This window comes from Algoriphagus sp. TR-M9, from assembly GCF_027594545.1.
GTDB classification, from domain to species: Bacteria; Bacteroidota; Bacteroidia; order Cytophagales; family Cyclobacteriaceae; genus Algoriphagus; species Algoriphagus halophytocola.
In genome coordinates, this window is sequence record NZ_CP115160.1 from 3,505,721 (window position 1) to 3,526,621 (window position 20,901).

23 protein-coding genes and 1 tRNA gene are annotated in these 20,901 nt (G+C 44.6%); 8 read left to right on the plus strand and 16 right to left on the minus strand.

Annotation, left to right across the window (positions count from 1 at the left end):
* Positions 1-43: 43 nt before the first annotated feature.
* From fabD to PBT90_RS14625, 3 genes are all read left to right on the plus strand, one after another.
* Positions 44-919 (plus strand): ACP S-malonyltransferase, encoded by an 876-nt coding sequence (gene fabD / locus PBT90_RS14615; protein ID WP_264811322.1) that lies wholly within the window; start codon positions 44-46, stop codon positions 917-919.
* A gap of 246 nt (positions 920-1,165) precedes the next feature.
* Entirely contained in the window at positions 1,166-1,726 is a 561-nt protein-coding gene (locus tag PBT90_RS14620) for a DUF2975 domain-containing protein (RefSeq protein ID WP_270129827.1), read from the plus strand.
* 2 nt (positions 1,727-1,728) lie between these two features.
* Positions 1,729-1,935: a helix-turn-helix domain-containing protein gene (locus PBT90_RS14625; protein ID WP_264811324.1), complete on the plus strand. Its 207-nt coding sequence runs from the start codon at positions 1,729-1,731 to the stop codon at positions 1,933-1,935.
* Between the two features lie 22 nt (positions 1,936-1,957).
* Here the strand turns inward: PBT90_RS14625 and folK are convergent, their stop codons facing one another.
* Complete coding sequence (folK, locus tag PBT90_RS14630) at positions 1,958-2,461, minus strand: 2-amino-4-hydroxy-6-hydroxymethyldihydropteridine diphosphokinase (protein ID WP_270129830.1); 504 nt, start codon at positions 2,459-2,461, stop codon at positions 1,958-1,960.
* 163 nt (positions 2,462-2,624) lie between these two features.
* On the opposite strand from folK, the gene sppA reads away from it, so the two are divergent.
* Positions 2,625-4,391, plus strand: a complete 1,767-nt coding sequence (gene sppA / locus PBT90_RS14635; RefSeq protein ID WP_264811326.1) for a signal peptide peptidase SppA — start codon at positions 2,625-2,627, stop codon at positions 4,389-4,391.
* Between the two features lie 98 nt (positions 4,392-4,489).
* On the opposite strand, the gene PBT90_RS14640 is transcribed toward sppA, so the two are convergent.
* Complete coding sequence (locus tag PBT90_RS14640) at positions 4,490-5,566, minus strand: outer membrane protein assembly factor (protein WP_264811327.1); 1,077 nt, start codon at positions 5,564-5,566, stop codon at positions 4,490-4,492.
* Between the two features lie 42 nt (positions 5,567-5,608).
* On the minus strand, positions 5,609-6,502 hold the full coding sequence (locus PBT90_RS14645) for a flavin reductase family protein (protein WP_264811328.1): 894 nt from the start codon (positions 6,500-6,502) through the stop codon (positions 5,609-5,611).
* Positions 6,503-6,700: 198 nt separating this feature from the next.
* On the opposite strand from PBT90_RS14645, the gene PBT90_RS14650 reads away from it, so the two are divergent.
* Positions 6,701-7,561, plus strand: coding sequence for an endonuclease/exonuclease/phosphatase family protein (locus PBT90_RS14650; protein ID WP_264811329.1), 861 nt, complete (start codon positions 6,701-6,703; stop codon positions 7,559-7,561).
* Positions 7,562-7,632: 71 nt separating this feature from the next.
* On the opposite strand, the gene PBT90_RS14655 is transcribed toward PBT90_RS14650, so the two are convergent.
* The 12 genes from PBT90_RS14655 to PBT90_RS14710 all read right to left on the minus strand — a co-directional run bounded on the left by PBT90_RS14655 (position 7,633) and on the right by PBT90_RS14710 (position 19,040).
* Positions 7,633-8,832: a phosphoglycerate kinase gene (locus PBT90_RS14655; RefSeq protein ID WP_264811330.1), complete on the minus strand. Its 1,200-nt coding sequence runs from the start codon at positions 8,830-8,832 to the stop codon at positions 7,633-7,635.
* A 124-nt stretch (positions 8,833-8,956) separates the two neighbouring features.
* Positions 8,957-9,922 (minus strand): L-threonylcarbamoyladenylate synthase, encoded by a 966-nt coding sequence (locus PBT90_RS14660; RefSeq protein ID WP_270129834.1) that lies wholly within the window; start codon positions 9,920-9,922, stop codon positions 8,957-8,959.
* On the minus strand, positions 9,923-10,630 hold the full coding sequence (locus tag PBT90_RS14665) for a tetratricopeptide repeat protein (protein ID WP_396127646.1): 708 nt from the start codon (positions 10,628-10,630) through the stop codon (positions 9,923-9,925).
* Between the two features lie 41 nt (positions 10,631-10,671).
* Positions 10,672-11,103: an acyl-CoA thioesterase gene (locus tag PBT90_RS14670; RefSeq protein ID WP_264811332.1), complete on the minus strand. Its 432-nt coding sequence runs from the start codon at positions 11,101-11,103 to the stop codon at positions 10,672-10,674.
* On the minus strand, positions 11,103-11,654 hold the full coding sequence (locus PBT90_RS14675; protein WP_264811333.1) for an NUDIX hydrolase: 552 nt from the start codon (positions 11,652-11,654) through the stop codon (positions 11,103-11,105). Before PBT90_RS14675 ends, PBT90_RS14670 begins: the two co-directional genes overlap by 1 nt.
* Complete coding sequence (locus tag PBT90_RS14680; RefSeq protein ID WP_264811334.1) at positions 11,641-12,249, minus strand: hypothetical protein; 609 nt, start codon at positions 12,247-12,249, stop codon at positions 11,641-11,643. The genes PBT90_RS14675 and PBT90_RS14680 overlap by 14 nt, the downstream gene beginning before the upstream one ends.
* Positions 12,242-14,164: a RecQ family ATP-dependent DNA helicase gene (locus PBT90_RS14685; RefSeq protein WP_264811335.1), complete on the minus strand. Its 1,923-nt coding sequence runs from the start codon at positions 14,162-14,164 to the stop codon at positions 12,242-12,244. Before PBT90_RS14685 ends, PBT90_RS14680 begins: the two co-directional genes overlap by 8 nt.
* Positions 14,165-14,941, minus strand: coding sequence for an enoyl-CoA hydratase/isomerase family protein (locus PBT90_RS14690; RefSeq protein WP_264811336.1), 777 nt, complete (start codon positions 14,939-14,941; stop codon positions 14,165-14,167).
* A 60-nt stretch (positions 14,942-15,001) separates the two neighbouring features.
* Positions 15,002-16,933 carry a ComEC/Rec2 family competence protein gene (locus PBT90_RS14695; protein ID WP_270129838.1) on the minus strand — a complete coding sequence of 644 codons (1,932 nt, stop codon included), beginning with the start codon at positions 16,931-16,933 and terminating at the stop codon, positions 15,002-15,004.
* A 106-nt stretch (positions 16,934-17,039) separates the two neighbouring features.
* Positions 17,040-17,612, minus strand: coding sequence for a DUF3575 domain-containing protein (locus PBT90_RS14700; protein ID WP_264811338.1), 573 nt, complete (start codon positions 17,610-17,612; stop codon positions 17,040-17,042).
* Positions 17,613-17,647: 35 nt separating this feature from the next.
* Complete coding sequence (locus PBT90_RS14705) at positions 17,648-18,082, minus strand: GNAT family N-acetyltransferase (RefSeq protein ID WP_264811339.1); 435 nt, start codon at positions 18,080-18,082, stop codon at positions 17,648-17,650.
* Complete coding sequence (locus tag PBT90_RS14710) at positions 18,051-19,040, minus strand: PhoH family protein (protein ID WP_264811340.1); 990 nt, start codon at positions 19,038-19,040, stop codon at positions 18,051-18,053. The genes PBT90_RS14705 and PBT90_RS14710 overlap by 32 nt, the downstream gene beginning before the upstream one ends.
* Positions 19,041-19,148: 108 nt before the next feature.
* Here PBT90_RS14710 and PBT90_RS14715 point away from each other — a divergent pair, with 108 nt between their 5' ends.
* The 3 genes from PBT90_RS14715 (at position 19,149) to PBT90_RS14725 (ending at position 20,389) form a co-directional block, all read left to right on the plus strand.
* Complete coding sequence (locus PBT90_RS14715; protein WP_264811341.1) at positions 19,149-19,919, plus strand: SAM hydrolase/SAM-dependent halogenase family protein; 771 nt, start codon at positions 19,149-19,151, stop codon at positions 19,917-19,919.
* Positions 19,919-20,218, plus strand: a complete 300-nt coding sequence (locus PBT90_RS14720; protein ID WP_264811342.1) for a putative quinol monooxygenase — start codon at positions 19,919-19,921, stop codon at positions 20,216-20,218. The genes PBT90_RS14715 and PBT90_RS14720 overlap by 1 nt, the downstream gene beginning before the upstream one ends.
* 89 nt (positions 20,219-20,307) lie before the next feature.
* Positions 20,308-20,389 (plus strand) — tRNA-Leu (locus PBT90_RS14725).
* Positions 20,390-20,496: 107 nt separating this feature from the next.
* Here PBT90_RS14725 and PBT90_RS14730 read toward each other — a convergent pair.
* Positions 20,497-20,898, minus strand: a complete 402-nt coding sequence (locus tag PBT90_RS14730) for a hypothetical protein (protein WP_264811343.1) — start codon at positions 20,896-20,898, stop codon at positions 20,497-20,499.
* Positions 20,899-20,901: the final 3 nt, after the last annotated feature.

Consider the following 20,901-nt stretch of genomic DNA (forward strand, 5'->3'; position numbering starts at 1 on the left):
GGAAAAGACTTATATTTGTCCCGAACAAAATAAAACCCACTTAATGAAGGCATTTGTTTTTCCGGGCCAAGGCGCCCAGTTTCCTGGAATGGGAAAAGCACTTTACGAAGAAAACCCAAAGGCTAAGGAATTATTTGAGCAGGCCAATGAAATCCTAGGATTTAGAATCACAGACATCATGTTTGACGGCACCGCAGAGGAGCTGAAACAAACAAATGTGACCCAACCTGCAGTTTTTCTACACTCAGTCATCCTGGCCAAAACCACTCCGGATTTTGCACCGGACATGGTCGCGGGACACTCGCTTGGTGAACTTTCTGCTTTGGTAGCCAATGGAACCTTAGCTTTTGAGGATGGACTCAAGCTAGTGTATCAGCGAGCGCTAGCTATGCAGGAAGCCTGTGAAATCAACCCCTCCACCATGGCTGCAATCTTGGGACTGGCAGATGAAAAAGTAGAAGAAATCTGTGCAGGGATCAAGGCGGAAGTAGTCGTGCCGGCAAACTATAATTGCCCGGGTCAGCTGGTCATTTCCGGCTCGAACAAAGGCATAGAAATAGCCTGTGAGCAGATGAAAGCAGCTGGCGCAAAACGAGCCCTGCCACTGCCCGTAGGCGGTGCTTTTCACTCTCCGCTAATGGAGCCGGCTAGGGAGAAACTACAAAAGGCTATAGAAGCTACTGAGTTCAACACCCCAAGCTGCCCTGTATACCAAAATGTAAGCACCACAGCGGTGACAGCGGTAGCAGCCATCAAAGCAAACCTGATCGCTCAGCTCACTGCTCCGGTCAAATGGACCCAATCAGTACAAAACATGGTCGCAGACGGCGCAACTGAATTCGTAGAATGTGGTCCTGGGAAAGTACTCCAAGGCCTAGTGAAAAAAATCCACCCGCCAGCAGAAGTTTCTGGCCTATAAAACCCTAAGAGGCTGTCTCAAAAAGTTACTCGCTGTCTGACTGATCGGAGCCGAAGGCCATTACCTGTAATCTAGGCCACAATTCGACTTCTCTCTAGGTGAGACCCCGTACTTTGGAAACAGCCTCTTCTTTTTAACCCAACCTCCAATCAGGGCTTCCAGCATTTTACTTTTTACAAGATATTTTTATTGTTTATCAATAAATTTTAATTGATATTTACAATGTCATGTAAACAAATGCTAATCATGGAAATCAAAATCACTACCCATCATACCCTGCTGATGCTACAGGTCCTGGCATGGATCATCTTCATAGGGCTCTGCATAGAAGCCGGAGCTGTCATAGTCAATTCTATCATCACCCTTTTCATAAATCCTGCCGGCGTAAGCAATTTTTGGCAAGGAAAAGAATACTTAGCAAGTCTACTCGATCTGGATTCTGGACATTTTCTGGCGATGGTGCTCCTCATGTGTATAGTGATGATACTCAAATCCACGATGTTTTACCTGATCGTAAAGCTCTTTTCAGAAAAAACACTGAATCTGCAAAAACCCTTTAGCCTAGCTATCAGAAGATTCATTTTAAATCTCGCTTACTTGTCCTTAGGAATAGGTTTTTTCTCCCATGCTGGTTTTAAGTATGCCGAATGGCTATCCAGTCAAAATGCCTTAGCTTCGGCCGATCTGAGTGCCTTGCATATCGCCGGAAGTGACGTTTGGCTGTTCTTGGCTCTTATTCTGCTGGTCATCGCGCAGCTAGTCAAAAAAGGTGTGGAAATCCAAACTGAAAATGAATTAACCATTTAACCATGCCCATAATCGTAAATTTAGATGTGATGATGGCAAAACGTAAAATGTCGCTCAATGAACTCTCCGAGAAAGTAGGGGTAACACTTTCCAATCTTTCCATCCTGAAAACAGGAAAGGCCAAAGCCATACGCTTTAGTACCCTGGAAGCCATCTGCGAAGTGCTAAACTGTCAGCCTGGAGATATCTTGGAATATACAGCCGAATAAGCCCTCTTTCAGAAACGGGGTGTTATCTTTCATACTCCTTCACCTGGCTTTTATCCTCACATTCCCTGAGCATCTCCTGGCTACTTTTGCCCAAAACCGGATGCATGAAATCCGGCAATATCTCAGCTAGGGGGATAAGTACAAATTTTCTTTGTGAAATAAAGGGATGAGGAACCTGAAGCAGGTCTGTAGCTATAATGGTTTTGCCAAAAAAAAGAATATCGATGTCCATGGTTCTATCCCCCCATGGTTCTGCCCGTTTTCGCCCTAGGCGCTTCTCGATATGCTGGATTAGCTCTAAAAGTTCTTCGGCTCTCAGTTTTGTTTTAATTTCTATCACCTGATTTAGAAATGGGCCTTTGGCAACACCTCCCCAAGCAGCAGTCTCATATATTTTAGATTGCTTCACTATGGTATTGCTAGCGCCAACTGCCTCTACTGCAGCCTTTAAAAGCTCCTCTCGTGCTCCTCTATTGCCCCCCAGAATCAAAACGGCATTTTCAGTCATAGGCCGGATAGTATTCATTTTGTAAACATCGCCCAAAATAAGTTATTTTAGCCCCAAATTATCCAACTTATGAAATCGAGCATACCTGAAAATTCACACACCGTGATGAGTACAGGAAATGCGAGATTCCATCCCGAGGTATCGGGACAGGTATTGACCTTTAAAAAACAATTATCAACACATGAAATTCTTAGGAAATGTACTGGCGGTCATCGTCGGCCTATTTGTATTCACCGTCTTGTCATTTCTCATCATGTTTGGCATCATCGGGATGCTGGCTGCATCCAGCACGGATGAGGTGAAGGTAAGTGAAAACAGCATATTACATATAGATCTGAACGGAAGAACCATCGTAGAGCGAACCACAGAAGATGACCTCGACCTATCCATGCTTGGCAATCCTTTTGGCCAGGAATTTACCGCAGGCCTGATCAATCTAAAGAAGGCCATCCAGGCAGCCAAAACCGATGATAACGTACAAGGCATCTATTTAAACACCGGGCTGGTAATCGCTGGGCAGGCAAGTTTATTGGAGCTCCGAGAGGCTTTAGAAGACTTCAAAACTTCTGGCAAGTTCATCATGGCTTACGATGAGGCCTATACCGAGGGAGGCTATTATGTTGCCTCTGTGGCGGATGAAATTTATTTGAACCCGCTGGGTGGAATTGATTTCAACGGTTTTTCCTCTGTAGGAATTTTCTTTAAAGGACTTTTTGAAAAAATAGGCGTAGAGCCAGAAATTTTCCGTGTAGGAGAGTTTAAGTCCGCTGTGGAACCATTTATTCTGGAAAAAAACAGCCCTGAAGCCAGATTGCAAACACAGTCATTTTTGGATGATATGAATCTATTTGCCCTTCAGGCAGTCTCAGAATCCAGAGGAATTGCTTTTGATAGCTTGGCCAAAATCAACAATGAGATGCTGGTGCGCAAGCCGGAAGATGCTGTCAAGTATGGCCTGGCCACTGAACTGGTCTATCTGGACCAGGTGCATGCCAAGCTTCGCGAAAAACTGGGTTTGGATGAAGACGATGACATCAAATCCATCAACGTCACCGACCTGAACAAGACGGTAAAATCCAAAAACATTACCTCTTCCAATAGAATTGCCGTGATCATTGCTGAGGGGGAAATCGTAGGCGGAAGTGCAGACGGAGTTATCAGCTCAGATAAGTTTGCCAAGGAAATACGTAAAGCCCGAAGAGATGATAATATCAAAGCCATAGTGCTTCGTGTGAACTCACCGGGAGGATCAGTGGTGGCATCCGAAGTGATCTGGAGAGAGATGACCGAAGCCAAAAAGGTGAAACCGGTATATGTATCCATGGGAGAAGTGGCAGCTTCCGGGGGCTATTACATCTCCGCTCCGGCAGATACCATCGTGGCTCAGCCTAATACCATTACCGGATCCATAGGTATTTTCGGGATGATGTTCAACACGCAAGAATTACTGAATGACAAGCTAGGAATCACTACTGATGTGGTGAAAACCGGGGAACTCTCAGATTTTATGAATATGACCCGACCACTTACTGAGGTGGAGCGAAACATTATTCAAAACACAATAGAAGATGGGTACGAAACTTTTATCTCCCGCGTATCAGAAGGCCGTGGCATGTCGGCGGAAGCAGTAAAAGAAGTGGCTTCCGGGAGAGTTTGGACGGGAAATCAGGCCAAAGAAAGAGGCCTGGTGGACGTGTTGGGCGGACTGGAAACCACCATTGAGCTGGCTGCTGCACGGATCAATGCCGGGGATGATTACCGAGTCGTGTATTACCCCTCCCAAAAGCCTTGGTTTGAAGCCATCATGGACGATCTTGGAGATAAAGTCAGTTTGAAAATCCTACAGTCCGAATTAGGCTCAAACTACCAACTCTATCAGCAACTTGAAAAGTTAAAAGCTTACGAAGGAATCCAAGCTAGGATGCCTCAGGAATTCATCATCAAATAACAAAAGCGGCTTTGGCCGCTTTTTTTTGCTTAGACTGTTACTGCGTTAAATCAATAAACCCGAAAAATGCATTAGCAAAATTTGATGTAAAATCCAGGTTAAAATGCCTCACCTATTCGGAAGTAAATTCCCCAATCATCCTTGCCCACTGCGGCGTCTAGGCCTATGTTGAACTTCACGGTTTTGAAGGCTCTATACCTATATCCTACCCCAGCTCCTGGATAGAACCCCCAGTTGAAACTTTCGGTATCCGAGCCATAAATAGTCGCTAGCCCTGCAAATCCTACCAATCCCATTCGCTCACCGAAATTATAGCGGTACTCCCCTTGCAAGGCCACCAATCCATCTCCCCTGTATTTGCCTTCCGAGTATCCACGAATGTCATTTCCCCCTATGGTAACTTGCTGCTCAAATGCGATATCCCCTAAACCAAACTTCCCCGAAAATCTCAGAGCCAGAACATCCGCCCCATTGGACATAGAAATGAACTTATTGTACTCTGAAAGGATTTTATTTGCATTCACATCATTCCCAAACCACTCTGGAAAAGCGATCCAGCGAAGTCTAATTTTATTTCCTCCAGTGGGATAATAAACTGCATCTCGACTATCAAAGAGTGCATTCAACTGCAGGCCATTCGTCTCGGTGGTAGATGGTGGTTGCACGTCATCCTCATATTCTGTGTAGTAATGCGCATAGGTATAAGTGAGGCCCAAAAATAAGTTAGGTATAATTTTGCGCTGCACACCTGCACTGACCACAGAGGTCTTGGTGCCATAATCGTAAAACCCCGGCCCTTCAAAATCATCCATAAAAAACTGAGAGTTCTGATCGCCATTCAGGGCAAATAGCTGAATCCTCCAAGTATCTTCTTTCAAGTATAGCTTATTGAATAAAGCCAGAAAATAGGAGCCATTAGTGGTGTAAACTGCCGACAACCCAGAAAGGGACTTGGGAGAGATCGTATCATTCTTATCGAGTCTATACATACCCATAGGAATCGCTCCTAGCATAAATTTCAGATTCCTATTGTAGCTCAAAAATGGCATCACATTAAAATCCACCTTATTCTCCACCTGTGTGCTATCAGTTGAGCTCTCTTTTTGCTGCGCAAATAATACGGTAGAGACGCAGATACCCAGTAATACTAAAATTGCCTTTCTTCTAAAAATCATTTTCAAAACAGCTTTGCTGCATTTACTAAAATAGTCATAAAATCAGGTAGCCTGCAGTAAAATCAGCCAAGCTCTGTGGACATCTCCTTCATCTAGCGCTTCCTTGGCCAAAAGATGTAGATGGTCCAGCATAGAATCCATATCGTGCTGAAAACGCACACGCATCTCCTGAATCTCAGCTCCCCGCCCAAACTCCTCTATCTGGTCCCGAGTAGGCAGCGTTTCCACATTACCTAGGCGACCGAGATTATTCCCACTTAAAATCGTGCTGTTCCGGATGGCTTCAGGAATCTGGTCTATCCCTATCCCTAGATTTCTCAGTGGTTTGGGTATCTGAAATAGTGAATCTCCACTTGCTCTACTGTACCAGTTGCCTCCCAGTCGCGCCACAGCATCCAGTTTTCTGGGGTCAATCACACCCGCCTCATCCAAAATATCCTCATTTACATGAGCTGCCAGCACCTCACAGATCACCAGGTTTCCGGCACCACCGCTATCACCAAGGGCTTTTACTTCATTCACCTTGCACTCAAATGCCACATGCGCTTCGAGTATCCTTGGAGGTTTGACTTCATGGGATTTCACTGCGGTGAATCCTGCTTTTTCAAATTCATTTACTCCTTTGTCGTACTCAGTGCTGGCCAGAGACATCTGCTCCACCATCCCGTAATGAACCACATGAATCACTGCTTCGGGTACTTCGAGCACATTTTCCAGGGTATCCTTGGTGGTATTATTTCTCATCCTCCTCAAAGGAGAAAAAATCAGAATAGGCGGCTGGGAACTGAATAAATTGAAAAAGCTAAATGGACTTAGATTTACATTTCCGGCTCGGTCTATGGTGCTTACAAAGGCGATAGGCCTAGGTGCCACAGCTCCCTGAAGCAGCCCATAAAATTCCAGCGATGTGTGCTCTTTAGGATAGAAGGTTTTCATCTGCATGTATTTTTTTTCTTATTTGTCAACTAGCTTCTCCAGACCCGCAGAGACAGATCGGGGAGTCTTGCAAATTGATAATCATTGTTCATGGAGTGGTATTACCCATGACTGCCCAGCAGGACGTGACTTCAATTGATGAAATTAGGATTCAATTTTAAATTCTTAACCCATTTTTCTAGAATAAGTTAATTCAGCATGAAAAAACCAAAATCCAACACCCTCAAAATCTGCCTGATCCTGGCTATTTTGGCACTTGGCTTCCACGGATTGGCGCAGGCACAGACGCACAATTTCGCCACCTTTAACATTCGCTACGCCAATCAAAATGACGGAGGTAATCTTTGGCAGGACAGATTACCCCATGTAAGCGGTCTCATTCAGTTTCATCAAATCGAGCTAGTGGGAGTCCAAGAGGCATTACATAATCAATTGAATGACCTTAGCGCTTCCCTTGGGTTCGATTACATTGGCGTAGGCAGGGATGATGGAACCGAGAAGGGGGAATATGCGGCGATCTTGTACGATAAGAAAAAATTCAAGCTATTGGATGAAGGTACTTTTTGGCTTTCCCCTACTCCCGATCAGCCGAGCAAAGGCTGGGATGCCGCTCTGAATCGAATCTGCACCTGGGGAAAATTCAAAGACGAAAAAGGGGAGACTTTTTACGTGTTCAACATTCACTACGACCATAGAGGTCAGCAGGCGAGAGAGGAAAGCAGCAAGCTAGTCATGCAAAAAGTAGCTGAAATCAACGAGGAAAATGCGCCGGCCATTTTGATGGGTGATTTCAATGTCACACCAGAAAATGCGGCATATACTACCATCACTTCCAATCCAGACTGGAAAGATGCTAGGTTGATTTCTGAAATCCCAGCATATGGACCTTCCGGGACATTTACAGGGTTTGATTGGGAAAGAATGCCAGAAGGTATCATTGATCACATCTTTGTCAAAGGAAAACTAAAAGTCATCAGACATGGCATCCTTTCAGACAATTACGGTAAAAAATATCCTTCTGATCACTTTCCTGTAATGGTGGAAGTGGAGTGGAAATGATACAACCTCAAAACCAAAAAGGGCTGGCTAAATTACTTTAGCCAGCCCTTTTTGGTATATCAAAGTAGTGATTAAGGTACCAAAGCAGCTACACCTGGAAGCACCTTACCCTCCATGTGCTCTAGCAAAGCTCCTCCACCGGTGGACACAAAGGAAACATCCGCTGTATACCCGAATTTATTCACTGCAGCAGCTGAATCTCCTCCACCTATAAGCGAGAATGCTCCAGCTTTAGTCGCTGCCACTACTGCCTCAGCGATGGCCTTGGTTCCCTTGTCAAAGGAAGACATTTCGAAAACTCCCATAGGTCCATTCCAAAGTACAGTTTTAGAATTCATGATTTCGGCAGCGAAAAGCTCCCTGGTTTTTGGCCCGATATCCAAGCCCATCCAGCCGTCAGGAATTTCACCCTTATTCGCCAGACCTTGTTCTGCGTCATTTGCAAAAGCTTTTGAAATCACAGTGTCAACCGGAAGGACCAGTTTCACACCTTTAGCTTTGGCTGTTTCCATCAGTTCCAATACGAAATCAAGCTTGTCCTCTTCCAAAAGGGAATCCCCAATGGTACCTCCCTGAGCTTTGGCAAAGGTATAGGACATGCCCCCGCCGATGATCAAGGTATCCACCTTGTTCAGTAACTGCTCTATGATCAATATTTTATCTGCGATTTTGGCACCGCCCATAATGGCTGTATAGGGACGCTCAGGATTACCCAAGACTTTGTCTGCATTTTTCAATTCAGAAAGCATCAAGTAACCACAAACTTTGTCTGCAAAGAACTCAGCCACCACCGCTGTAGAAGCATGAGCTCGGTGCGCCGTACCGAAGGCATCGTTCACATAGATATCACCTAGGCGGGAAAGCTTCTCTGCAAAGTCCTTGTCCCCTTTAGTCTCCTCAGGATGGAATCTCAAGTTTTCCAAAAGCAATACTTCTCCTGGCTTCAAGGCTTCCGCCAGCATTTCGGCTTCTTTGCCTATGCAGTCAGGCGCGAAAATCACCTTTCTGCCCAATGCTTTCTCCAAAGCCAATACAATATTCTTCAGAGAAAATTTATCTTCAGGGCCTCCCTTAGGGCGACCTAAGTGGGACATGAGAATGGCAGCCCCTCCGTCATTCAGGATTTTATTGATGGTAGGCAATGCCGCCTGGATCCTGGTGTCGTCAGTGACATTCAATCGATCGTCCAGTGGAACATTAAAATCAACACGAACAAGTGCCTTTTTTCCCTCAAAACTGAGGTTATCTACATTTTTGATTCTAGGATTCATAAGCGAGGTTAATAGCTATTGATAAAATTGATTGTTAAAAATCTGGGTGAATTTATCAAAGATTATATCAAAAATCGACTTTCAGCGATGATCTATTTCAGAAGAATAGTTAATTCAGCCTAAATCAACCCTGGGCTGCGGCACGTTTCAGCCTGTCATTGATCGCTAATCCTAATCCTTTTGCCGGCATTTTTTCTGCCAAAATCACAGCTGCATCACTTTGGTCTAATTTCCTCATGGCCGCAAAAAGATTCGCGGCAGCTTCACGTAAGTCCCCAGTTGGACTCAAGGCAATCTGCCTCTCCTTGGGTAGTTCTTGAAATTCCTGATCGAAACTCAGTACCGCAAAGTCTCTTTGCTCATACCGGCAGCGAGAAATCAGTTCCTGCAAGTTGCCCAGTAAAAATGGCTTTCGAGGCGCATAGTGACTTTCCAACAAACCAGGAGACTGAGGATTGGAAGAGCTGTGGTCTTGGATTTTCACGCTTCCGACTACTTGCTCTATTTCCGAAACCTCAAGTCCTCCAAGTCTGTAAATAACTACATCTTCACCTTCCATCCCCACGATCGTACTTTCTAAGCCCACCTTGCAGGCTCCCCCATCAAGGATATAATTTATTTTGTCTCCTAGCTGAAGCTGTACATGAGCTGGCTGAGTAGGACTGATGTAGCCAAAAGGATTGGCACTGGGCGCTGCCAAAGGGTAATCCAGCTCAGACAAAAGTGACCTAGTCAAGGAGTGGTCAGGTACGCGCACCGCAACTCTCGGCAAACCGGAAGTTACTAAGTCAGGCACCATTTCCTTTCTGGACAAAAGTAAGGTCAAAGGCCCAGGCCAGAATTTATCTGCCAAGGCTTTTAGCTTTTCGGGAAATGTGCTGACGTATTGTTCTACTGCCGTGACCGAGGCCACATGAATAATCAATGGATCAAAGGATGGACGATTCTTGGTCTCAAAAATGGAAGCGACAGCTTTGGCATCTAGGGCATTTCCCGCCAATCCGTAAACAGTTTCTGTAGGAATAGCGACTAGCTCACCACTATCCAATACTTGCTTTGCATACGCTATGTCCTTACCTATGAGCGCCATTTATTCGCAAAAATCGTCCAGCCAGGTTTTAGCCTCTGTATATCCCAAGGAAAGCGCCATTTTCAGGTCAGCGCAGCCTTCTTCTTTTTCTCCCAAAGCAGACATTCGGGTCACTCCCAATAGGTAATGCGCAGCGCCATTTTGACCATCTAGATTAATGGCATCAGTCAGTGCTTTCATAGCATTCAATGGATCATTATTACCTAGAAGCGCCTTGCCACGATTGAAGTGAACCAAAGCTTGATTGGGCTCCACCCGAATAGCCTGATCGAAGTCCAGCAAGGCATCTTCGTATTCCTCCATCCCCAGTAAAGCCAGGCCTCTATTGTAATAAATATCCGTTTGCGTAGGATCCAGCATGCTGGCCATATTGTAATCCGAAACGGCATCCTTGAAATTCTCGAGCTTGAGGTTGGCATTGCCACGATTGAACCAAGCCTTATAACTGGCTGAATCCGCATCTATAGCTGCGGTAAACACAGGAACTGCCTCGGAATATTTCTCCTCTTGAAAAAGAGCAGCACCTTTGGCATTCAGTGCTTTCCCGTTTGCGGGGTTGATTTCTATCACACGATCAAAGTAGGTGATCGCTTCCTTCCAGTTTTGGGTATCCATCTTCTGGATTCCTGCCTGAAGCAATTCATCTTCACTTGGGCTACAGCCCACCAATCCCGCCATCAGCGAGGTAATTATCCAAAGTTTTCTCACAGCTAATATTTTGCGCAAAGATAGGAATTGAGTCCTTTTTATCAGGATTTGGGCTGAAGTTTTGCCCTATAGATTTCTGGCACTGTACTCATGCTTTTCATGTCCACGGTCACCATCACACATACACATTTTGCAAAAGTGTAGGCTGCACCACGCTTAGTTTTGCCGATTAAAAATTGCTCGAGATGGAAGGATGAATTCCCGATTTTGGTACAATGCACCAAGGCATTGACCTCATCTTCCAGATGTATAGGTCGAAAATAATCTATCTCTATCCTGCCAACTACACAACCGGTCTCCATCACATCCCAGTTGCAAGTCTCATGGAGAAATACTGCTCTGGCATGTTCGAAGTAATTGAAATAAACGCCATTATTGACATGAAGATACCCGTCTATATCCGAGAATCTCACCTGTATAGGCAAAGAAAAATTAATATCGCGCTGAAGCTGCGCCGGATCTATCGGCTTCATTAAAGTAGAATTTCTGATTTACTGGTTTTCTCCAACATTCTGAGAATGGAAGGATTGTACCCGATCACATCCTGTACCGAATCAAAAGCCACCCAAGCCAAGGAAATACTTTCATCACTTTTGATCAAGGGCTCTTTGAGATCTGCTTCCAAAATATACCTCACATCGTAATGAAAATGCTCTGGCACATGCGGGCGCTCAGGGATGATATGCTTATCCAGGTCAAAAATGGTCTGATCTACGAAAGAGAGACTTTTCAGCCCACTTTCCTCCTGAGCTTCCTTCATAGCCACAGCCAGCAGGTCTTCATCCCCATCTGCGTGTCCTCCAAGCTGCAGCCATCTGCCCAACTTTCGGTGCAATGTCAGCAAGGTGTGGGTTCGCTTACGGTTCACTATCCAGGCAGAAGCAGTAAAGTGACCTTCCAGACGCTCCCTCCTATATGCCAGAGGATCCTCCGTCAGTTCCAAAAAACCGGGGATAAAACAAGCCTCTTCCTCATACGGTGTGCGGTACTTCTGTAGCTGCTCTTTTAAGTTACTTCTGTCCATCTGTAGTTGCGTCAAATAATAAATCTAGAAACTGATCGTACGGTTTGGGGTCTTGGTATAATCTATCCGAATAGAATGTCGCCAAGACCTTGAGGTAACTGGGCTGATTGTCGGTTAGGATTTTCTCTACGGAGATTCGTCCATAAAGCTGGGAAATCAACTCCCCCTCTTCCAGTGCTTTGAGTGGTGGCTTGAAGTAGAACTTCTCTGTCACCTTCACTTTTCCATTGATCTCTTCCATCTTTCGGTCGAAACTCACCTGCCTATAACTCAAAGCTAAAACTCGCTGGGCAAAAGCCAAGAAAAGTAAAGAAAATGTTTCCTCATTCAAGGGTTCATCGTAACTGATCGCAAAGCCTTTTGCATAGATCGAATCAAAGATGTGCACCTGCGGTTTTTCTTCAATTTGAGCTTTTTTGAAATGATAGCTTTTATAGATTTTAGCTACAAGCTCCCTGAATTCTTCCGTTTGCATCCAACCCCTCACTTTCTCCCGATCTACATCTTTTAGCACAATATTCTCCTTATGATTGACGGGGGTATTTCCAGATGTATTGAAAATCTTAGCAAACAAATCATCTAGAAAGTTACTCATGTCCGGAGGTGGTTAGTGTGCCATTTGGCAGTAAGGTGATAAATCCCTGGTCTTCCAATTTTCGCAGATAACCCAGGTTTTGAGCGGAAGCCGGAAGGCGGAGTTCAGCAAACAATTGCTCTTTAGTCAACCCCTCGTTTGCCTTTAAAGTTTCCAGAAACTTCTGTTTCAGCTTTTCTTCGGTGGCGTTTGGATGGGCATTTTTTCGCTTTGCAATGCAAACATCGCACACTCCGCAGTCCTCATCTGTCTCCTCTCCGAAGTATTCCTGAATGTACTGCGTGCGGCAAAGTGTGGCCTGATCCGCATACTCCACCATTCTTTTGGCCTTCTCCAAAGTCAGCTCCCTGCGTAACTCTATCCGCTTAAAATTCAACGGCAATTTGCCTGCATCATATCTTGGAGTCAAAAAGGTGATTTGGGGTTTATCTTTTCGCTGATCATAAACCATCACTTCCAGCTCTTCCAGTTTTTTCAATCCGGAAATCACCGCTTGCTCAGCTATGCCTAAAGCTTTGGCGATTTTAGCCTCTTGGATTTTGATATAATCCGAAAAGACATTTCCCCCATAGGTACGCATGATGATCTTCACTAGAGGATCCAGCTTAGCATAGGCGATTTGTATTTCATATAACTTGGATGGATCCACCAGAAAATGGATTTTCGAGGGTGAGTAATAGCTTTCGCTCAAGCCTATAAACCCTTCTTCTTCCAGCAATTTCAACGTATAAAAAGTCTCCAAAACACCCAAATCATAGGTATTGGCAAATTCACTCCATTCAAAATCAAAGCTACTGAGCATATTGCTCCCCACGGCTATACGAAAGTAATTGGCGAGACATTGATACACCCGCTTTACAAAATCCAGTGGAGCATAGACCAATGCCGCCCGGTCCAGCACCTTTTCAAAGTCCTGCTGATTTGCCATCAGCACCGCGTAGGCTTTTTGTGTATCTCTACCTGCCCGCCCAGCTTCCTGATAGTAATTCTCCAGGTTTTCGGGCAGGTCACTGTGCAGCACCACCCGCACATCCGGCTTATCTATACCCATCCCAAAAGCATTGGTGCTGACCATCACCCGAACTTCATTTTTCATCCAAGCTTCCTGGCGCATGGATCTGTCCTGCATGGAGAGCCCTGCATGATAGGCAGAGGCAGGTATCCCTATTTGGGTCAAAGCTCTGGCGATTTGATGCGTAGCCTGTCGGTTTCTGACGTACCAGATCGCAGTGCCATCAATCCGGGAAAGTATCTCTATGCCTTTTTCCAGTTTGTTTTCCACTTGTCGTACGCTGTAGCTCAGGTTTTTCCTGGCAAAACTTTTATGGAATTCGGCTGGATTTTTCATTTCCAGCTTTTCCAGAATATCTGCACAAACCTGCGGAGTTGCGGAAGCGGTCAAAGCCAAAACTGAGACCCCAGGGTGATACTTTCTGATCTCGGCTATTTCCAAGTAAGGGGGACGGAAATCGTATCCCCACTGAGAAATGCAGTGCGCCTCGTCCACAGCTATCAGATTCACCTTCATCTGACGAAAACGTTCAATAAAAAGGTCGGATTTCAATCGCTCGGGAGATACATACAAAAACTTATAATCCCCATAAATGCAATTGTCCAGCGTAAGATCAATCTCTCGCCGGCTCATTCCTGAAAAAACCGCTGCGGCTTTAATACCCTTTTTTTGTAGGCCATCCACTTGGTCTTTCATCAAGGCTATCAGCGGACTCACCACCAAACAGATCCCCTCGTGGACCAAAGCAGGAATTTGATAGCACAGTGATTTCCCCCCTCCCGTGGGCATGACAGCCAGCGTGTCCTTCCCCGTCAAAACTGACTCGATGATCTGCTCCTGCACCGGGCGAAAAGCCGCATGCCCAAAAACCTCCTGAAGGATCTGTGTAGCCCGGGTTTGCATTTACCAGTTAGGTGTGTTTTTAGAAAGAAAGGCGGCTATGCCTTTTTTGCAATCCGCATGAGCTCTGGCTTTTGCATTTAATTCCGCAGCGCTGCTGAGTGCGGCTGCCCGCGACTGCTCATTTTGGCTGCGCAAAAAAGACTTGGTCTCTGCCATTGAAAACCCTGAGTTTTGTACTAGTAGTTTTTGCGCAAAATCATGCACGGATTTCTCCAGGAATTCTGTGGGTTCTACTGAAGTAATCAAGCCAAGTTCGGCTGCTTTTGAAGAATTGATCAGCTCTCCGGACAGGAGCAACTCTTGTGTTTTGGCTGCCCCGATTTGCTCCTGCAAAAAGACAGAAACCAAAGCAGGCACAAATCCAATCCGTACTTCTGTATAACCAAAAAGTGCATCAGGCACCGCAAAAGCAAAGTCGCAAACCGTAACCAAACCACACCCACCTGCCAAAGCATGGCCTTGGACCTGAGCGATCACCACCTTGGGCAAATCATATATTAACTTAAAAAGCTCCATCAAGCGCTTACTGTCTTCTAGGTTTTCCTCATAAGAAAAATCCTGAAGCTGCTGGAGATAGCCTAAATCCGCTCCTGCACAAAAGGCTTTGCCAGTGGATTTCAGTACAATCACTTTTACGGAATCATTTGCTCGCATGGCTAAAAACGCTTCATGTAAAGCAAGAATCAACTCTGGCCCGAGTGCATTGCGTTTATCGGGTCGATTTAAGGTAATGTATCCTATTCTTTCGGCTACTTCTGTGAAAACAGCTTGGGTCATTGGGCAGTTTAATGGTAAGGGATCAATTTACTTGCTAGAAAAGGCTTTGCAAAACCTAAGTCAGAAAAGAATTCTGTAGGCAAGTGAATCCATGGAAACAGAATCAGAAAGTGAAACTTTTTCCCAGCCTTTTTCTCCCCAAATCTCCACTGAATTAGGGGATTTTAAAAACCTCAGGTTTTTCTTTTTTTGGTCTAATACCAATCCAGTACCGATCAATTCAATTTGCCCGGGAGCAAAGGCACGAGCCGCTAGAGATGCTGGCATCAATGGCCAGTGGTTAGCCACTCTAAAGGGATCTACTGAATAGCTGATCTCATCTCCTTCCAGGCCTTCGTTCCAGGAAAACACCTGATCGCTGTAGGCATAATCAAGCAATAGTCCGGAGCTTCCCTGATAGACGATCAGTTGCTCTACTGGCTTCCTCAGGGAGCGTATCGCCCTATTTCCGCCCCAGCAAAAAAACAAGACCAGCACCAGCCACACCAGCTGTTTTCTGCTTTCACGCTCCCAAAAAGCCACCATAATAATCAGGCTCCAGACCAAGATCATTGCTGGCATGCTAATCGTAAGCCGGTCAATTTTCCCTCCCGGAATGCTTTGGATAAATCCGGCCAGCCAGTTTTGCAACCAAATCAATAAACTCAATCCCCCACCTAAGACATCGCCCACTTTGGGTATCCATCCCAAAATCATCAAGGGAACACCCACCTGCATTATCACAAAAGCCAGCGGTAAAATCAAAAGGTTTCCGAGTAGAAAATATACTGGAAAGGTATGAAAATAGAATACTGAAAGTGGAAATGTGGCCAACTGAGCAGCTATACTCACAGCAGCAGCCTTCCAAAAGTAATCTACCACCTTGGACCTAGGCAGCCATAAATTTAAAATCAAAGGATAAAGCATCACAATGCCTAAGACAGCCAAATAGGACAATTGAAAACCTACTTCGTAGATCACATCTGGATTGGATACGATCATGAGCATGGCAGAAAAAGCCAGTATGTTGTAAATCGAAGGCTTTCGCTCCCGCATCTGGCCCAGCGTAAGCAAGGTAAACATCGTGGAAGCTCTGACCACCGATGGAGAAAGCCCAGTAAGGAAGGCGTAACCCCAGATCAAGCAGATCACACCAAAAAGAAACAGCCTTGACTGGGCTTTTTTCAACTTCAATGGTTTCAGAATCAAAAGGAATAATGCGTAGATAATTCCTACATGCAAACCTGAAACTGCCAATATGTGCATCACTCCGGCCTGTGTATATGCCTCACGAATCCTTGGATCCAGCTCATTTTTCTGCCCCAACAGCAGCGCCAAAGCTATCTGAGCAGATCGTTCATTGGGGATTTTGGACTTGAGCATCACGGCCATCTTATGCCGAAGATGTGTAAGTGCATACTTCCAATCTCTATCGGCAACTGTGGAAATCACCTGAAAGTCCATGCCTATGAACTGCCGAAAATAGATTCCTTTTCGCTCCAAATAGGCTGCATAATTAAACTCTCCCGGATTGCGAGGATGGTCAACCCGGTCTGGCGCCTGATTCACCCAAATCAGCTCCCCCGGCATTAAGGAATCTCCTTGATGATACACAATCACTTTTGCGGAAGCATCATGCCATTTGCCCTTAGAGAAGACTGACTTGACCTGCAATAGATTTTCTGAGGAATTGGGCTTGGTCTGATCATACTGGGTGACTTCAGCGAGGTATTGCTCTGCATTCGCCAGCAGGTATACATCGGGCTTTTGAGAGGTCTTATGCTGTACCAGAAACATCCCAGTAAGCATTAAAGCCAGGTAGGCCACAAAACTTTGGTACGCCATTCCTCTTAACTTTCTTCCTTGCAGCACCAATAAAAAATAGGTAAGCCAAGTCAGGCCCAGCATCAGCAGGATAATCCATAGACTGGGCAGAGGAATGTCTCTGGCTATAAAAATACCCAGCAAAAGGAATAGCAGATAGCGTAAAAATGGAAAGTCAGCAAACTTCATAGTGAAAAAACTGAAGTTTAAAATACTGAATTTCTAACTGAAATCTTCTTTTTTTAAAAAAAAAGAGCCCCAAAAAGGGGCTCCATAGTCTTATAGTAAAGTGTGATTAGAATCTATAGCCTAGATTAAAGCCTGCATTGAACTCAATCCCTGAAAACCTATCCGACACATCATCACTAAAGTTTCGAGATATACTAGCAAAAGGACCGAAGGAGAAGTTCTCTGAGAGTTCCCACTTGTAACCTGCTCCAGCTCCTAGAATAAATGCGCTCATATCTGTGGTGACTACCTCACCTCCTTCTTCCTCTTCGAAATCTCCAAACCTGAATTTGGCAAGTGGATAAAGGAAGAATCTACCTTTCCCATCATCTCCGAAATAGAAATTCATGGAAGCCTGAACGGAATTGGTTTTATACTTTTTACCATTTCTTTCATTGTTAAAGCCAAAGCGATCATTGATAAAGCCTTTGAATTCCAGGGAATGGTCATTGCTCAGGTATCGCTCATACCCTACTTCCAAAGATCCAAACCATATCAAGGTAACAAAATTGACATGTACTTCATTGGTATTGGGACCAATGGTGGAGGTAGGATTCCCGCTGCTGGAAATCACTTCCTGCGCATATCCCGAACCTATCAGGCCCAAGATGAGACTTAGAGTAAAAATTGATTTTTTCATATTTCCGGATTTAGTTTTCAATAACGCATCAATAGTTACGCCAATTGCATTTTATAGTGTTTAATATTACACTCTTCAAATATATCACCTACTTTTTTAAAGCCAAACTTTGCATACAAAGGAACAGCGCTCAATTGGGCATGCAGGTATTTTATTTTCGAAGCTGCTTGGGAATCCGTACTGACATCTTTCAATACCGCTGCGACCAGGGCCTGTCCCACTCCCTTCCCTCTGGCTTTTTCAAGTACTGCAAAACGTTCTAATTTAACTCCATTTGGGGTGAATCTCCACCTCGCTGTGCCTACCGGCTCCTCATTCAAGCAAGCGAGAAAATGTATGGATTCACTTTCGTGATCATCATATTCTTCCAAGGGATTCACCCCCTGCTCCAGTACAAAAACCTGCTCCCGAATCCAGTAGGCTGATTTCAGCTGGTCGTTACGAGTTATTTTTTCTACTTGAAGACTCATTTTTGATCTGTTCTTTTTGGTATTGGTCTTTTTCGTATGCTTCTATGATAGACTTTACGAGTTTGTGCCTGATCACATCTTTCCCACTGAGGTTGACTATACCTATGCCCTTTACATTCTTTAAAATCTTCAGCGCTTCGGACAAGCCACTTTTTTGCCTCACCGGCAAGTCCACCTGCGTTTGATCTCCGGTGATGATCACTTTGGAGTTTGGCCCCATTCGTGTAAGAAACATCTTAATCTGCTCACTGGTGGTATTCTGCGCTTCATCCAAGAGTACAAAAGCATCGTGCAGTGTCCTTCCGCGCATATATGCCAAAGGTGCAATTTCAATCACTCGGGTTTCCTGGTAATACTTAAGCTTTTCAGCGGGCACCATATCCTGCAAGGCATCATAAATTGGCCTCAGGTATGGATCCAGTTTTTCCTGTAGGTCGCCTGGTAGAAAACCCAGGTTTTCCCCGGCTTCTACAGCAGGACGGGTAATGATGATGCGCTTGACTTCCCGGTTTTTCAAAGCCCGCACAGCTAGAGCCACAGCGATATAGGTTTTCCCTGTACCTGCAGGCCCGAGGGCAAATACCAGGTCATTGCTTAAAGCAGATTCTACCAGCTTGCGTTGATTGGAAGACTTGGGTTTGATGACCAATCCTTTGTTTCCAAAAACTATGACCTGGTCTCTTGTTTGCTCCTCGAAAGGCTCTCCCTCGACCTCTAGATAATCTTTGACATTTTCTGGCGTGAGGTGACCAAATCTATCGATATGCTCCAACAGCAGATTAAGCACATCATTAATCCTCAAAATCTCAGGCGCTCCACCCTTAATCCGGATTTCATTGCCTCTGGATATGATTTTGCTTTGTGGAAAGGCAGCGGCTATCTGCCTAATGTTCTCATTGGCTTCGCCTAAAAATTCTGCCAAGGGAACGTTTTCTAAGGTGATTACTTTTTCGACCAAACTCTTTTTTATTGATTAGAATATCCTTGAAGGTAGAAGAATAAAATTTCTATTTTTGTTCAAATCCCTACAAAACAAAAGTACATAAATTTTAATTGACTTGCTTCTATGGCATTGGTTACCTTCCTCTCAGATTTTGGGGACACAGATTACTACGTACCGGCGGTAAAAGCCAAAATGCTTTCCATCAATCCGCAGCTGAATATCATCGACATTTCTCATAAAATCGAAACATTCGATCTGGCACACGCAGCCTTCGTGTTAAGGTCCACTTTCAGGGATTTTCCCAAAGGCACGGTGCACCTAGTGGCCATGAACACCACTGGAAGCATCACGCAAGGCTATATCGGTGTCAAGCTGGAAGAACATATTTTCATAGGCCCAAATAATGGGATTTTAAGTTTGCTCGCAGATCATGATCCGGGGATTTTGGTGCAGTTTGCTGACATACATGTAAAAGATTCCACTTTCCCTGCCAAGGATATTTTGGCACCCATAGCAGCCAAAGTAGCCAGTGGAGCGGCCATTCATGACTTCGGTGGTCCGCTGAGCAATTTCAGGAAGCTGATGTCACGGCAACCAAAAGCTACTCGACAAAACATCATAGGCCATGTGCTCAAGGTAGATGTCTATGGAAACCTCATCACCAACATACGCAAGGAGGTATTTGACCAACTGAATCCAGGTACCTTTTCTATTGAATTTGGCAGAGAGTCTGTGAGCCGACTTCAGACCGGCTATGATGAGGTCGAGCCCGGAGACTGCTTTGCGTTTTTCAACAGCTTGAATCTACTGGAAATCGGCATTTACCATGGGCATGGAGGGAATCTACTGGGCTTGAAATACGATAGCGTGGTATATGTGAATTTTGCAAGCTGATGCTGATCCGAATCGTAAGAATGACTTTCCATCAGGAAAGCGTGGATGATTTCATAGCAAATTTTGATACTAACAAGGATGCTATTCGAAATTTCCCGGGATGCAGGCATTTGGAGCTCTGGCAGGATGAACACAAAAAAAATATTTTCACTACCTACAGTCATTGGGAAAGCGAGGCACATCTCAATCAATATCGTGATTCTGAGCTTTTTAAATCAATTTGGAGCTATACCAAAACCTTATTTTCAGAAAAGGCTGAGGCTTGGAGTTCAAAAAAGATCCGGGAAGTGGGAAATTGAGTTTGTAGAAAAAAAAATCTTTACTCATATTTGCATCCCGTTACGGAAGTGACGGAGCCAAGTCCGGTAAAAGACCAGACTTACCAAAAGCCCAGGTGGCGGAATTGGTAGACGCGTTGGTCTCAAACACCAATGCCTTCGGGCGTGCCGGTTCGACTCCGGCCCTGGGTACAAAAAGCTCGCTGAAAAGCGGGCTTTTTCTTTTTATCCACAAAGATTAGTCCTCCATAAAAAAGGCCCACATCCCTGCGAGCCCTGCAATTTTTTACATCTCTAATTTAATTACTTGTAAATTTTCTTAGGTAAGATCCTAAAACAACAAGAAGAATCCCGAATAGCATAAGGCCAATTGCAGAGCCTTTATTTCTTATTATCCGATTATACCAGGAAACTTCATGATAAGAATTTAAAGACCGAAATAAATAATAACCTCCTCCAAATAAGATATATACACCTACTATTGGAACCCAATTAATCCCAAACAAAATCATAGCTCCTTGCCAAATTAAAATTTGACCACAACCAATTATGGTCCAAATTCCCCACTTGTACTGAAGGTCTATATACCCTCCATGATACCATTTTTTAGTTTTTTTATCTCTTCTTTTTTCTAACCAAATTCCCAAAGCCAGAATTAAAACACCAAAAAATAAGCGAATAGCCCAGTTTTCTTTCTCCATTTC